This is a genomic window from Mycolicibacterium neoaurum ATCC 25795, from assembly GCF_000691525.1.
Classification (GTDB): Bacteria; Actinomycetota; Actinomycetes; order Mycobacteriales; family Mycobacteriaceae; genus Mycobacterium; species Mycobacterium neoaurum.
Window position 1 is genome coordinate 219,193 of the sequence record NZ_JMDW01000008.1, and the last position, 14,296, is coordinate 233,488.

General features: G+C 68.0%; 15 protein-coding genes. 6 read left to right on the forward strand and 9 right to left on the reverse strand.

The genetic code is table 11. The features are described 5' to 3' along the window. Positions 1-2: 2 nt before the first annotated feature. The 3 genes from IC40_RS0108550 to IC40_RS0108560 form a co-directional block, all read right to left on the reverse strand. A complete protein-coding gene (locus IC40_RS0108550) occupies positions 3-2,090 on the reverse strand; it encodes an FUSC family protein (RefSeq protein ID WP_030134322.1) in 2,088 nt (695 codons plus the stop codon). 13 nt (positions 2,091-2,103) lie between these two features. Then, on the reverse strand, positions 2,104-2,973 hold the full coding sequence (locus tag IC40_RS0108555) for an SDR family oxidoreductase (protein WP_030134323.1): 870 nt from the start codon (positions 2,971-2,973) through the stop codon (positions 2,104-2,106). Positions 2,974-3,047: 74 nt separating this feature from the next. Beyond that, a complete protein-coding gene (locus IC40_RS0108560; protein ID WP_030134324.1) occupies positions 3,048-3,950 on the reverse strand; it encodes a 1,4-dihydroxy-2-naphthoyl-CoA synthase in 903 nt (300 codons plus the stop codon). Between the two features lie 103 nt (positions 3,951-4,053). On the opposite strand from IC40_RS0108560, the gene IC40_RS0108565 reads away from it, so the two are divergent. Together IC40_RS0108565 and IC40_RS0108570 are read left to right on the forward strand one after the other, a co-directional pair. Next, positions 4,054-4,329, forward strand: coding sequence for a hypothetical protein (locus IC40_RS0108565; protein ID WP_030134325.1), 276 nt, complete (start codon positions 4,054-4,056; stop codon positions 4,327-4,329). 119 nt (positions 4,330-4,448) lie between these two features. Continuing rightward, positions 4,449-5,312 (forward strand): DUF8686 domain-containing protein, encoded by an 864-nt coding sequence (locus tag IC40_RS0108570; RefSeq protein WP_042510068.1) that lies wholly within the window; start codon positions 4,449-4,451, stop codon positions 5,310-5,312. 6 nt (positions 5,313-5,318) lie between these two features. Here IC40_RS0108570 and IC40_RS0108575 read toward each other — a convergent pair whose 3' ends face one another. The 5 genes from IC40_RS0108575 to fadD8 form a co-directional block, all read right to left on the reverse strand. Further along, on the reverse strand, positions 5,319-5,993 hold the full coding sequence (locus tag IC40_RS0108575; protein ID WP_030134327.1) for an HAD family hydrolase: 675 nt from the start codon (positions 5,991-5,993) through the stop codon (positions 5,319-5,321). Positions 5,994-6,007: 14 nt separating this feature from the next. Further along, positions 6,008-7,246 (reverse strand): GNAT family N-acetyltransferase, encoded by a 1,239-nt coding sequence (locus IC40_RS0108580; protein ID WP_030134328.1) that lies wholly within the window; start codon positions 7,244-7,246, stop codon positions 6,008-6,010. Between the two features lie 62 nt (positions 7,247-7,308). Further along, a complete protein-coding gene (locus tag IC40_RS0108585) occupies positions 7,309-7,929 on the reverse strand; it encodes an SOUL family heme-binding protein (RefSeq protein WP_081843363.1) in 621 nt (206 codons plus the stop codon). Between the two features lie 58 nt (positions 7,930-7,987). Then, positions 7,988-8,215, reverse strand: coding sequence for a hypothetical protein (locus IC40_RS0108590; protein ID WP_030134330.1), 228 nt, complete (start codon positions 8,213-8,215; stop codon positions 7,988-7,990). Positions 8,216-8,298: 83 nt separating this feature from the next. Then, a complete protein-coding gene (gene fadD8 / locus IC40_RS0108595; RefSeq protein WP_030134331.1) occupies positions 8,299-9,909 on the reverse strand; it encodes a fatty-acid--CoA ligase FadD8 in 1,611 nt (536 codons plus the stop codon). 58 nt (positions 9,910-9,967) lie between these two features. Between fadD8 and IC40_RS0108600 the strand changes: the two genes are divergently transcribed. The 3 genes from IC40_RS0108600 to IC40_RS0108610 all read left to right on the forward strand — a co-directional run bounded on the left by IC40_RS0108600 (position 9,968) and on the right by IC40_RS0108610 (position 12,928). Then, entirely contained in the window at positions 9,968-10,219 is a 252-nt protein-coding gene (locus tag IC40_RS0108600; protein WP_030134332.1) for a DUF3253 domain-containing protein, read from the forward strand. A 63-nt stretch (positions 10,220-10,282) separates the two neighbouring features. Next, the gene (locus IC40_RS0108605; protein ID WP_030134333.1) at positions 10,283-11,905 is read left to right on the forward strand and encodes an amidohydrolase; all 1,623 of its coding nucleotides are present in this window, start codon (positions 10,283-10,285) and stop codon (positions 11,903-11,905) included. A 24-nt stretch (positions 11,906-11,929) separates the two neighbouring features. Further along, positions 11,930-12,928 (forward strand): o-succinylbenzoate synthase, encoded by a 999-nt coding sequence (locus tag IC40_RS0108610; protein WP_042510067.1) that lies wholly within the window; start codon positions 11,930-11,932, stop codon positions 12,926-12,928. 112 nt (positions 12,929-13,040) lie between these two features. On the opposite strand, the gene IC40_RS0108615 is transcribed toward IC40_RS0108610, so the two are convergent. After that, positions 13,041-13,235 (reverse strand): toxin-antitoxin system HicB family antitoxin, encoded by a 195-nt coding sequence (locus IC40_RS0108615; protein WP_030134335.1) that lies wholly within the window; start codon positions 13,233-13,235, stop codon positions 13,041-13,043. 90 nt (positions 13,236-13,325) lie between these two features. On the opposite strand from IC40_RS0108615, the gene IC40_RS0108620 reads away from it, so the two are divergent. Continuing rightward, positions 13,326-14,288 carry a GlxA family transcriptional regulator gene (locus IC40_RS0108620; RefSeq protein ID WP_030134336.1) on the forward strand — a complete coding sequence of 321 codons (963 nt, stop codon included), beginning with the start codon at positions 13,326-13,328 and terminating at the stop codon, positions 14,286-14,288. Positions 14,289-14,296: the final 8 nt, after the last annotated feature.

Consider the following 14,296-nt stretch of genomic DNA (forward strand, 5'->3'; position numbering starts at 1 on the left):
CCTCAGCCGCGCGGATACAGCAGCTCCAGCTCGCCCAGATGGGCCGCGACGGTCAGCAGTGGCAGCGCCGCCGATACCGCGAGATCGTCGCGGGTGTTCTCGGCGCGCAGCGCCAACACGAAATCATCGCTGATCGGCGGCCCCGACACACCCTGCTGGCACACCGCAGCGGCATGCTCCTCCAGCAGTTCCCGCGCTCGCGGATACACCCCGTGCGGCGGTGGCATGACATCGGCGATCAACTCGGCGGCCGCCCGCAGCCGGACCACCCGATTGGCCGCCCGCACCGTGGGAGCCCGTCGGTCGGCATGCCCACCGTTCTCCGAAAGATACTGTCGCAGCGTGTCATCGAGTATCCGACTGGCCTCAAGGGCGCGTCGGCTGAGCGTGAAGACACGGTTGTCGGCCGTCTCGGAAGCTCCCCGGATGACCCGCAGCACACCGGCTTTGAGCAGCTCCGCACCGGCGGCGTGGGCCCGGCCGACAGCCTTGCTGACCTGGGTGGACGCGCCGCGCGGCCACAGCAGCACCGATACGGCGACACCCACGAGCGCCCCGACCACGACATCCTCGACCCGGATCAGTCCGACGGCCCACCCCGACGGCTGGATCAGGTTGAAGATGATGAGCACCATCATGGTGAACGCTGCCTGGCCGGCGACGAACGACGCGATCTCGGGTACGAAGGCCGAACCGAAGGCCACCACCGGCAACAACATCCACATGACGACGGGATCGACGCCGACCAGTTCGATGACCGCCACCCCGATGGCGAAACCCAGTGCCGTCCCCGCCACGGCGCGCAGCACCCGGGTACCTGTGGTCAACGCGCTGCTGCGCAGCACCGACAACGCGCCGAGCACCACCCAGAATCCGTGCTCCACCGGGAACACGTGGGTCACCGCGACGGCCAAGGCCAGACCGAGGCCGGTGCGCACGCTGTTCCGCACCACCAGTGCGCGCCCGGCCAGGAATCCCTTGGTGATCTGCGCGACGGCGGTGGTCTCGGGCATCACCCAGTCCGCCGCACCGGTGCGGGGCAGGCCCCGGCCCAGCACACGCGCCCAGACCGGCCGGGCGTCGGCCAGCGCGGCGTTGCGGATGATGCGCCCGGTGACCCCGACCGTCGCCGAGAAGGTGCGGCGCCCCAACAGGCTGCGCCCGACCTCGACGGCGGTCTCGTCATTGGGTATCGCCAGGATCTGCTCGATGTCCTCGCGGTAACGGCCTTGCGCGACCTTGCGTAGTTCGTCGAGGGCGGTGCTGAGTTCGGCACCCCGGGCCGCACGCAGCCGAGGATCGGAGATCTGTAGGACCGCCGCGCAGTCGCGGAGCACCGCGACGATGGCCGGCCGCATATCCCCGAGTGCCGCGCCGGTGCGGTCGGTGATCTGATCGGCCAGCCATCCGAGGTCGTCGACGACGCGGACCAGCGCCCGGCTGCCGGCCGTCAGGGCAACCGGCCGGAAGTCGGCGTTGACGAAGTTGGCCCACAGGGCGTTCATCGCGCGGGTGACATCTTTGGTCGAGCCCGCCCCCTCCAGACAATCGGCGAGCGCGCGGCACACTCCCGCCGCGTGCCGGCGCAGGTCGTCGTGATGCCGCGGCGGGAACAGGAACAACGCGGCGGGCACACACACGGCCAGCGCGACCAGCCAGCCGGTCAGGCGTTCACCGATGGGACCCGGCGCGGTGCAGGCCGGTAACACGAAGGTCAGCAGGGTGGCACGCTGTCCCGCCGCGACGGTTTCGCTGAGCACCCCGCTGAACATCACGGTCACACCGAGCACGAACATCAACCCGACGCTGAGCCACGGGTACGGCGCAACCAGCGTGCCCGCGGTGATCAACACCGCGCCGTTGAATCCGAGGCCCGCGTAGGCCAGCGCGCGGGCCTCCCGGTTCCCCGGGAAGTCGGTGATGATCAGCAGCGCGACGGAACCGAAGATGGCGAACATCGGGGCCTGGCTGTCGCCGGCGACCAGGAAACTGGCGGCCGCGGCGATGGGCACCACGATCGCGGCCCTGGCGGCTCGGCGCAGCGCGTCGTACTCGGGGTCGCGCTGCTGTAGCCACTCCAGGATCCGCATCGGTGACGAGTGTCTACGACGAATCGGTGACGCCGCGCTTCATGAAGACGCCGAGCAGACCCGGCGCCACGCTGTCGATCGCCTTCGCGGTCACCGCCATGCGCGGGGCGATGCGCACCGGCCGGGTCTTCGCCGCGGTGACCATCCAGTCGGCGGCCTCCTCGGCGGACAGTCCGGGCATGGCCACGAACTCCTTGGTCGGCTCGATCATCGGCGTCTTCACCAGCGGGTAGTACAGCGTCGTCGAGTGCACGCCCTTGCCCGACCATTCGGTCTCGGCCACCCGGCTGATCGCCGTCAGCGCCGCCTTGGAGGCCTGGTACGCCCCGAACAGCGGGGAGGATTCGTTCATCACGCCCCAGGTGGAGACGTTGATGACGTGGCCGTCGCCGCGGGCGATCATGCCGGGCACCAGGGCACGCATCAGCCGCAGCGGGGCGTAGTAGTTGAGCGTCATGGTGCGCTCGAGATCGTGCCAGCGGTCCAGCGACTCGATCAGCGGGCGGCGGATGGACCGTCCGGCGTTGTTGATCAGGATGTCGATGCCACCGTGGCTGTCGAGGGCCTTGGCGGCGAGCGCGTCGACGGCGTCCAGATCGGACAGGTCGGCGGTGACCGCCTCGGCGATGCCACCGTTGTCACGGATCTTCGCGGTGACGGTCTCGAGCAATTCGGCGCGGCGAGCCACCACGATCACGCTGGCACCGAGCTTGGCCAGCTTGATCGCCGACGCCTCCCCGATACCGGAGGACGCTCCGGTGATCAGGATGCGCTTCCCGCGCAGTTCGACCTCGGGGCCGCGGCCCAGATACTCGGTCAATGGGGGGCGCATGCTGGTCAACAGCACCGCGTCCGAGATCCGGCGCAGGGGGTTCTTGCTCACCGCGACAGTCTAGGGACTGCGATTTCGGTGAGGATACGTGCTCCTACCGCACGTTTCCTCACCGAAATCGCGGTTCAGAAGTAGCGCGGGAAGCCGCTCCAGTCGGGATCGCGCTTCTCCAGGAAGGCGTCGCGGCCCTCGACGGCCTCATCGGTCATGTACGCCAACCGGGTTGCCTCACCGGCGAATACCTGCTGGCCGACCAGCCCGTCGTCGATCAGGTTGAAACCGAACTTCAGCATCCGGATCGCCTGCGGGGACTTGCCGTTGATCTCGGCTGCCCACTGCAGGCCGGTGCTCTCCAGCTCGTCGTGGTCGACGACCTCGTTCACCGCGCCCATCTGATACATCGTCTCGGCGTCGTAGGCGCGGCCGAGGAAGAAGATCTCGCGGGCGAACTTCTGCCCGGTCTGGCGCGCCAGGTAGGCGCTGCCGAACCCGCCGTCGAAGCTGCCCACGTCGGCGTCGGTCTGCTTGAAGCGGGCATGCTCGCGGCTGGCCAGCGTCAGATCGCAGGTGACGTGCAGGCTGTGCCCGCCGCCGGCGGCCCAACCGTTGACCAGGCAGATGACGACCTTGGGCATGAACCGGATCAGGCGCTGAACCTCCAGGATGTGCAACCTCCCGGCCCTTGCCGCGTCTACGGTGTCGCCCGTCTCTCCGCTTGCGTACTGGTAGCCGCTGCGGCCGCGGATGCGCTGGTCACCGCCGGAGCAGAACGCCCAGCCGCCGTCCTTGGGCGACGGGCCGTTACCGGTCAGCAGGATCACCCCGACATCGGGGGACATCCGGGCATGATCGAGCACCCGGTAGAGCTCGTCGACGGTGTGCGGACGAAACGCGTTTCGCACCTCGGGACGGTCGAACGCGACCCGCACCGTCGGTTGCGGCTTTCCGTCGATGACGTGCCGGTGATAGGTGATATCGGTCAGCTCGAAGCCGGCGACCGGCTGCCACAACGCAGGGTCGAAAGTCATTCCCCGACTGTATTCACGGTGTTTCGCCGGAGACAGTGCGGGGTACAAAGCGCGGCGACGAAGAGAATGGGGCGTGAGTCGGCGCCATGACAAGGAGGACACGATGAGGCGTACAGCGGCGGCAATACTGGCGGCTGGTGCGGCGACCGCGATGTTGGTCGGCTGTTCACCGTCGGTCACCGGTGGTGACACCGCGTGCAAGGACTTCACCGGTGCCGACGAGAAGACCCAGAACGAAGCCATCACCAAGATGCTCAAGGACGAGAAGGGATCCGACCCGCAGCAGGTCGAGATCAGCGGTACGCGACTGGCCGTGCAGACCTGGTGCCAGACGCTGGGCACCCCGGATTCCAAGATCAAGGAGGCTCCGCACCTGTAGCGGAGCCCGGTGTCTGACCAGCCGTCAGTCGGAAACGGCGGCCCTGTTCGCAGGGCCGCCGTTCTGCTGTTCGGCGCCGGAGGGCACGAGATCGGCACGCCGGCGGTAGCGTGCCGACCATGAAGTCGACCGCCGGCCGCCTCGACCGTGGCGCCCGGATCCTGGTGGTCCTGGTCGTCATCGGCGTCGTGATGGCGTGCAGTGTCGGTGGGTTCCTGGCCAGCCGCTCCTACACCCAGCAGTCCTCGGTCCCCTTCGGCACCGAGGATGCCGACAGCCCCGACGTCGTGCTGATGTCGATGTACATCACCCGGGTCGACGTTCACGACCAGTCGATGACGGTGGAACTCGATGTCAGCGACGATCCCGTCGGCGGCGTCAGCGACGGGCTCACCGAGGACATCACCGTCGAGACCAACTCGCGCCGCTCCAGCGTCGTGAAGTTCAGTGAGGGCGACCGGTTCCACACCGTGATCCAGGAGTTCGCCCTCGGTGGCAGCAGCACCGACTTCCCGTTCGACACCTACCAATCCTTCCCGGCCATCCAGGTGCTCGGCGCCGACGGCGCACCGCTACCGCTCGAGGTGACGGTGTCCAACGGTGACGCGTTCTTCGCCGTCACACCGGCGCTTTCGCCAGACCAGGGCTGGCTGTCGCTGACCCTGAAGGCCGAACGCAGCGTGCCCACCATGGTTTTCGGCGTGTTCATCATGGTGCTGATGCTGGGCCTGGCAGCCTCTGCCGCGGTACTGGCCTCCTACGTGGTGCGCACCCGCAGGGGCGTCGAGTACGGCGCCTACTCGGTGATGGCCGCGTTGCTGTTCGCGATGGTGCCGCTGCGCAACGCCATTCCCGGCGATCCGCCCATCGGGTCGTTGATCGACTTCTCCGCGTTCTTCATCGCCGAGGCGGTGATCGCGGTCTCGCTCATCACCAGCGTGGTCGTCGGGTACCGCAATCAGTTGTCCGTCGACTCGCGCTAGCCACCTCTAGAACGTGAATCCGTGCGATCGCAGCGCGGTGCGCAACCCGTCGGGACGCCGTGCGGTCGGTAGCGGGTCCACAAGGGCGAAGGCGCAACCCACGGCGCGCGCGCCGCCGTCGGCCTCCTCACTGTCACCGACCATCAGCGTCTCTTCGGCGTCCACACCGAGGCGTTGCAGCGCGATTCGGAAGATGGCGGGATCGGGTTTGACGGCGCCGACCTCGAATGACAACACGTACTCGTCGGCACCGGTGCCTGCGGCGGCCAGCGCGGGCCGTAGGTCGAAGGCGATGTTCGACACCACGGCCGTCTTGATCCCTTTGCCGCGCAGTCCGTTCAGGGCCGTCGCGGTGTCGGGGTAGGGCGTCCAGGAAGCCGGGTCCACGAGCTTCGGGTACAGGGCGGCCGCATCCGCGCCGGTGAGACCGGACTCGCGCAGCACATGCAGGTACGCCTCACGGTGTAGGTGCGGTTCCAGGTCTCGGTTGGCCCAATTGTGTTGCTGCTCTGCGTTCATGGGCACTGTGCTTCCGGTCGGCGCGGTCACACGACGCATCAGCTCGGCCTGCACGTGACCCTGCACCGCTTGTTCGTCGACGGTGATGCCGTCGAACCAGTCGTCCTGTTCCTCGAGACGGAACAGGGTGCCGGAGAAATCGAAGAGTACGGCGCGGATCACGGAGCCGTCCTTTCTCAGTAGTGGTCGGGGATGGCGGGCGCCACCGGCCAGCCGAAGCCTGCGGCCGCACGGTGTACCGAACCGGCGGTCAGTTCGTGGACCAGACCCGCGCCGGCGAGGTGGGAAAGGTTGATACCGCCGAGGTACACCGCGCCGAGGTCACGCGCGCTGATGGTGATATCGGCAGGCGCGTCGGTCTTTTCGCACGCGGCGCCGTTGAGATCGCCCCGCAACCGGTACCGCGCGGTGTTCCACGGGCAGAACTCGTCGCGCACGTCGAGAACCGTATCCACCGGTGCGGCATACCGGCGCAGCGCGAGTGCCTTAGGAACGTCGACGAGCCGGACGAAGATGCCGTCGGCGATATCGCAGCGCAGCGCTCGGCTGTCGGCCACCAGCACGCGCAGCGGTTCGTCGACCGCGGCGTCCTTGAAGACCAGACGTCGAACCAGGTCGATCTCCAGCAGGAATCGCCAGAGCTTGGCGTAGGCACGCGGATTGGTGGCGCGCACCTCCTCCACATGCAGCTCTCCGGTAGGGCCGCTGGTATCCCACGCCGACTTCGTCCGGTACCGCGCGAATCCGCTTGGCGTACCGTCGGGTTCGCGGTGCAGAGCGAATCGGATGCTGCCGCTGTTCTTGCGGCGCTCGTCGTTGTCGAAGACCTGGTAGTCCCACCACGGACGCGGCCGGTCCATCCGGCCCGGCAGATCGGCCACCGCCCGGTCGTAGATGGCGGGTCCGACGTCCAACAGTGTGTCGACGTCGATCTGCGAGACGGCGCCCGCACCGAGGTCGACATCGGGGCGGAAACCGAGATCACGCACCTGGCCGGACAGCGTGGCGTTCTGGCTCGCCAACCCGTACCCGAAGCGGCCGTAGATCGTCGTCTCGGAGGCGAACAGCATGGCCACCGCCTCGGTGCCGCGGTCGCGGATGGTGTCCAGTTGGTGGCGCATCATCCGGCTGAGCAGTCCGCGCCGCCGGTGGTCGGAGGCGACGCTCACGCCGGTCACCGCGGCAACGTCGGTGCGTGTACCGCCCGGCAAGACGACGTTCTTCCGGTAGTCCCCGGCGGTGGACACCCATCGGGTCCCGTCGTGAAACCCGAACATCCGGTCCAGATCGGTGAAGGCACGGGCGAGTCTGATGTCGTCGGGCTGGGGGTCCTCCAGGAAGGCCCAGGCCATCGCGGTGTTGAAGTCCTGGTAGTCGGTCTCGTCACGCAGGGCGCGCAGGGTCAGCTCGGGCACATACCCATGTCTACCGTGACGGGGTGATCGGGCGCGCGTCATTTTCTCGCCCGCACATCCGGCTAGATCGGCACGACCACCTCGTTGCGGCGCCGGAAGGGCAGCGTCCAGGGCGGATCGTAGAACCATGCGACCGGCTCGCCCGCCGGTTCGATGCCGTTCGCGGCGAGTGTGTCGACGAGGTCGGCGGACTGTTGGGCGACGGCCGCCGGGCTGCGGTCCCCGGTGAAGCGGATGACCGCGACGGTTTCGGGCGGTACGGACACCAGGTCGACGTCCGGGTCGTCGGGCTCCGGCAGGGTTTCCAACGTCCATTCCGACGGCATGAAGAACCGGATGGTCCAGCCCTCTTCCGCGCTGCCCTGCTGGCTCACCGGCGCGGTCATGGCGATCTCCTGGGAACCGCCCTGTTGGCTCACCGGGGCGGTCATGGCGATCTCCGTCCTGCGTCGGTTTCCGCCGAAGATGTAGGACGCCAGCGTGCGGAATCCGGCGTTCAGGGCCCGTTCTCGGTCGCCGGTGACGGTGGTCTGCGCCGCAATGCGGCGGCTGTACCGCCTGATCTCGACGTTGCCGGTGAGCGGGCGGCTGATGTAGCGCGGTTCCTCCACGGTTCGTACGCCCACCACCGACGGCACCGATTCGACTATCTGACCTGCCAGTTTGACGAGATTCACTGCCACGCTCCTTCCTGCTGAAGGTATTCGCGGCAGATCGGGTGACGGATGGGTCGACCGCCGATCAGCTTTCGCCGAATTCGTCGGCCTCGGCCTTGAAGAAGAACATGCTGACCACGAAGCTGGTCAGCGACAGCAGGCCGACTCCGAAGGTCAGACCGATGCGTTCCAGGCCGAAGGCTCCGATGGTCAGGGCAAACCCGATGATCCCGATCATCGACAGGAACAGCGCTCCGGTGCTCAGTGCCTCGGAGGTGGCGGGGCGGGAGGCGACTGCGACGCGGTCGTCCATCGTCGGGGTTCCTATCTCGGGATGCCTATGTTGTCAGCGCATCTGTACCCCGGACCGACCCGCTCCAATCCTCGGCGGGAAACTCAGCCGACCGAGCGGCCTGCACCCTCCCAGAACTGCGCACGTACCGCCTTCTTGTCCGGCTTGCCCAGCGCGGTCACCGGCACCGAATCCACCACGACCACCTGCTTGGGCACGTGCACCGAACCCTTGCGTTCCTTCACCGACGCCTGGATCTCGGCGATCATGACGTCGACCGCGGACTCGTCGGACGCGGCATCGGGACGCAGCACCACCACCGCGGTCACCGCCTCCCCCCACTTCTCGTCCGGCGTGCCGATGACGCACACCTGGGCCACCGACGGGTGTTCGGCCACGACGTCTTCGACCTCACGCGGGAAGACGTTGAAGCCGCCGGTGACGATCATGTCCTTGGTGCGGTCGACGATGAAGTAGAAACCGTCCTCGTCCTCACGGGCCAGGTCGCCGGTGTGCATCCAGCCGTCCTTGAACGTATCGGCGGTGGCCTCCGGCAGATTCCAGTAGCCGCCCGACAACAGCGGGCCGGCCACGCAGATCTCACCGACCTCGCCCTGGGGCACCGGCTTGCCGTCATCGCCCAGCAACGCCACCTTGGCGAACAGTGTGGGCCGTCCGCATGAGGTCAGGCGCTTCTCGTCGTGGTCCTTCTTGGCCAGGTAGGTGATCACCATCGGCGCCTCGGACTGCCCGTAGTACTGGGCGAAGATCGGGCCGAACCGCCGGATCGCCTCGGCCAGGCGCACCGGATTCATCGCCGAGGCGCCGTAGTAGACGGTCTCCAGCGACGACAGGTCGCGGGTGTGACTGTCGGGGTGGTCCATCAGGGCGTAGATCATCGACGGCACCAGCATCGTCGCGGTGATCTTCTGTTCCTCGATCACCCGGAGCACCTCGGCCGGATCAAATTTCGTCAGCACGATCAGCTCGCCGCCCTTGACGATCACGGGGGTGAAGAACGCGGCGCCGGCATGCGAGAGCGGGGTGCACATCAGGAACCGCGGATTCTCCGGCCACTCCCATTCGGCCAGCTGCACGGTGGTCATGGTGGTGATCGACTGCGTCGTACCCATCACGCCCTTGGGCTTGCCGGTGGTGCCGCCGGTGTAGGTGAGGCCGCCGATGTGATCGGCAGGCAGATCGGCGGCAACCAGCGGCGTGGGGTCGTACTTGGCGGCCTCGGCGCTCAGGTCGACGGCCTTCACACCGGCCTCGGTCAGTTCGGCGGGGACGGGCCCGATGGTCAGGACCTGTTCCAGCGACGGGACCTTCTGCACCAGTCCGATCGCTCGTTCGACGAACATCGGCTGCGGGTCGATGATCAGCGAGGTGACCTCGGCGTCGGAGAGCACGTAGGCGTGGTCGTCCAGCGAACCGAGAGGGTGTAGTGCCGTGCGGCGGTAGCCCTGGGTCTGGCCGGCTCCGATGATCATCAGCACCTCGGGACGGTTGAGGGAGAGCAGTCCGACGGCGGCTCCTGTCCCGGCGCCGAGCGCCTCGAAGGCCTGAATGTACTGGCTGATGCGGTCGGCGAGCTCGCCGCCGGTCAGCGTGGTGTCACCGAGGAACAGCACCGGCCGGTCCTTGTGGCGCTTCAGCGCGCCGACGGTGAGGTGGCCGGAGTGCAGGAAATGGCGCAGCTGCGAGTCGCTCATGACATCAGATTAGAACGTGTTACAGATTTAGTTTCAAGGTCCGGTGTTCACTGGAGGGGTGAGCCAGAACCCCGAGCTGCGGCGCGCGATCCTGTCCCTGGCCCGGGAGCGCGGCCCGGACAAGACCATCTGCCCGTCGGATGCCGCGCGTGCCATCGGCGGTGAGCGGTGGCGCGAGCTGATGGAGCCGGCCAGGGATATCGCCCGCGACCTGGCGCGCGACGGTGTGGTCGAGATCAGCCAGCGCGGCACGGTCCTCGACCCGGACGCCGGCTGGCGCGGTCCGATCCGGATCAGGGCCATCGGCTGATCGATGACGACCGAGTCGTTCGTTTCGCCCGGGGACGACTCGGTCGGCCTCTAACCTTGGCCCATGTCAGGCCCCGATACGCCGGCCGATCTGGTCATCACCGGCACCATCCTCACCGTCGACGATGCTCGCCCGGAGGCGCACAACCTGGCCGTCGTCGGGGGTCGGATCGCCGCCGTCGACCTGGCCGAGGACGAACTCCAGACCTGGATCGGCCCCGATACCACCGTGCTGTCGGTCGGTGACGGGTGCGTGCTACCCGGTTTCGTCGAGGCGCACGGCCATCCGTTGATGGAGGCGGTGGCATTGTCCGAGCGGATGGTCGACATCCGGCCGGTGACGCTGCCCACCGCCGAGGAGGTGGTGGCCGCGGTGCATGCCGAGGTCGCCCGCCGCGGCGCCGACGGTGCGTATCTGAACGGCTGGGATGCCCTGTTGCAGAAGGGTTTACCTGATCCGACATTGCAGTGGTTGGACAGTGTCGCCGATACCCCGCTGGTGATCATGCACAACTCGGGCCACAAGGCGTTCTTCAACAGCGCGGCGGCCCGCAAGGTCGGGATCACAAGGGATACACCCGATCCCAAGGGGGCCCGCTACGGCCGCGACGCCGATGGCGAACTCGACGGCACCGCCGAGGAATCCGCCGCGGTGTTCCCGTTGATCGGCGGGGCCATCGCGGTGGCCGACTACCCAGCGATGCTGTTGGCCGAGTGCGATCGGCTGAACCGGGCGGGCCTGACCACGTGTTCGGAGATGGCCTTCGACCCGATGTTCCGGCCCGTGCTGGCGGCGATGCACGACCAGCTGACGGTCCGGCTGCGCACCTACGAGATGTCGACGGCCGATCTGCACACCGACGCCCGGCCGTTCGACGGTGACGATCTGGTGCGTCAGATCGGTATCAAGATCTGGGTGGACGGGTCACCGTGGATCGGCAACATCGATCTGAGCTTTCCGTACCTGGACACCGAGGCCACCCGCACCATCGGTGTCGTCCCCGGCTCATGCGGGCACGCGAACTACACCCGCGAGCAGTTGGCCGAGATCGTTGGCACGTTTTATCCGCAGGGCTGGCAGATGGCCTGTCATGTGCAGGGCGACAACGGGGTCGACACCATCCTGGATGTCTACGAAGAGGCCCTGCGCGCCCATCCGCGCGATGATCACCGCCTGCGCCTGGAACATGTCGGCGCCATCACCGATGCGCAACTGGCGCGCGCGCATGCCCTGGGGGTGACCTGCAGCCTGTTCGTCGACCAGCTGCATTACTGGGGTGATGTCATCGTCGACGGGTTGTTCGGGCCCGAGCACGGCGAGCGGTGGATGCCGTGCGGTTCGGCGGTGGCCACCGGTATGCGCATCTCCCTGCACAACGACCCGCCCGTCACCCCCGAGGAGCCGTTGCGCAATATCAGCGTCGCCGTGACGCGCACGGCCCCGAGCGGACGGGTGCTCGCACCGCAGGAGCGCCTGACCGTCGAACAGGCCATCCGCGCCCAGACCATCGATGCCGCCTACCAGCTGTTCGACGATGAGCGGATCGGCTCCATCGAGGTCGGCAAGTATGCCGATCTCGTTGTGCTGTCGGCAGATCCACGCACGGTCGACCCGGAGGAGGTGGCCGATCTGGAGGTCAGGGCCACCTATCTGGCGGGCAGGCAGGTCCACCCGAAGCCGGCATGAACCCGTCCGCACACCGCCGCTAGCATGGATGCGCCCACTGGTGACCTTGGGAGGATCGCGATCGCGTCATCGTCTGAGTGTCCGCCGCTGGATGACCTGCTGGAGCGTCTGCACGTCGTCTCGCTGCCCATGCGGGTCCGGTTCCGTGGCATCACCGTCCGTGAGGTCGCACTGATCGAAGGGCCGGCCGGCTGGGGCGAGTTCGGCGCCTTCACCGAATACGAGCCCACCGAGGCCGCGCACTGGCTGTCCTCGGCTGTCGAGGCCGCCTACCGGCCCGCACCCGTCGCGCATCGTGACCGCATTCCCGTCAATGCGACGGTGCCCGCGGTGGCCCCGGAACAGGTCCCCGAGGTGCTGGCGCGTTTCCCCGGTGCCCAGACGGCCAAGGTGAAGGTCGCCGAACCCGGACAGCGCCTGGCCGATGATGTCGCCAGGGTCGAGGCCGTGCGGGAGCTGGTGCCCATCGTGCGTGTCGACGCCAACGGTGGCTGGAGTGTGGCCGAGGCGGTGGAAGCGGCCGGCGCGCTCGGCGAGCTCGAATACCTGGAGCAACCATGCGCCACCGTCGAGGAGCTCGCCGAGGTGCGCCGCCGGATCGACACCCCGGTCGCGGCCGACGAGTCGATCCGCAAGGTCGTCGACCCGTTCCGGGTCGTGGCGCTCGGTGCGGCCGATATCGCGGTCGTCAAGGTGGCGCCGCTGGGCGGCGTGCAGCGGCTGCTGGTGATCGCTGCGCGCATCGGCATCCCGGTGGTGGTGTCCAGTGCACTGGACAGCGCGGTGGGCATGTCCCGCGGGCTGCTGGCCGCCGGGTGCCTTCCGGAGCTGCCCTATGCGTGCGGGCTGGGAACCGGGGGGCTGTTCGTGGAGGACATCGTGGATCCGGTGGCACCGGTCGACGGCTTACTCCCGGTCGGTCCCGTGGTCCCTGACCGCGCGCGGTTGACCGCGCTGGCGGCAACCCCGGAGCGACGGCAGTGGTGGATCGAGCGGGTGCGGCGCTGTCACGCGCTGCTGTGACCGGGCGCCGCGGTGACCGGCCGAGATGCTCCTGCGGACGTGGTACTACCGGTGGTACTGCACGCGACGGTAGTACCGCCGGTAGTACCACATGTGCGAGTCCATCATCGGGTCAGAAGCCTCGGGAATCGGTGCGGCCGACGAGCTTCTGTACCACCCACTGATTCAGTGACACCCGTTGTTCGGTCGCCTCGACGGCCTCGCCCGCCGTCTCCCTGTGTTGCCGCAGCCCGGGGAACTCCAGACAGGTCCCGACATAGGATCCCGCGGCGGGCGACCACATCGCCCGGTACGTGTATTCGGTCATGCCGGCAGCATGGTCCCGGCATCCGACATGTCCTGATCTGTGGGATGCGTGGCGTAGACGACACGGGGTCGGGCCCGCGACGATGAGGGCGTGACGCGATCGGTGGTGATCCTCGGATTCGACGGTGTGCAGGCATTGGACATCGCCGGCCCGTTCGACGTGTTCACCGGAGCCAATATGCAGCTGGCCGCGATGAGCCGGCCGGACCGCTACGACGTGCGGTTAGTATCGCTGGACGGGTCGCCGATCCGCACCATGACGGGCCTGGAATTCGGTGCGGCGGCGCTGCCCGAGACCGCGGCCATCGACACCTTGATCGTGCCCGGCGGGTTCGGCACCGAGACGGTGCGCAAGGACGCCGCGACGGTGGAGTGGATACGCGCCGTGGCCGAGACCGCACGCCGGGTCGTCACGGTGTGCTCGGGTGCCTTCCTCGCGGCCGAGGCGGGCCTGCTGGACGGCTGCCGGGCCACCACCCACTGGGCGGCCGCCGGCCACCTGGCCGACCAGTACCCCGGCGTGACCGTCGACCCCGAACCCATCTTCGTCAGGAGCTCGGAGCAGGTGTGGACCGCCGCTGGTGTCACCGCGGGCATCGACCTGGCCCTGCATCTGGTCGAGGACGATCTCGGCACCGATGTCGCGCAGACGGTGGCCCGCTGGCTGGTGCTCTATCTGCGCCGTCCCGGCGGTCAGACCCAGTTCGCGGCACCGGTGTGGGCGCCCCGGGCCAAACGCCAACCGATCCGTGACGTGCAGGAGTTCATCGAGGCCGAACCCGGCGCCGTGCTCAGCATCGGCGAGCTCGCGCGGCGCGCCGCCATGAGCCCGCGGCATTTCACCAGGGTGTTCACCGATGAGGTGGGGGAGGCGCCGGGCAGCTATGTCGAACGCATCCGCACCGAGGCGGCCCGCCGCCAACTCGAGGAGACCGATGACACCGTCACGGTCATCGCCGGCCGGTGCGGTTTCGGCAGCGCCGAAACCCTGCGCCGTAATTTCGTTCGACGCCTTGGCATTTCGCCCGACCAATACCGCAAGTCATTCGCCTAGGAGGCATA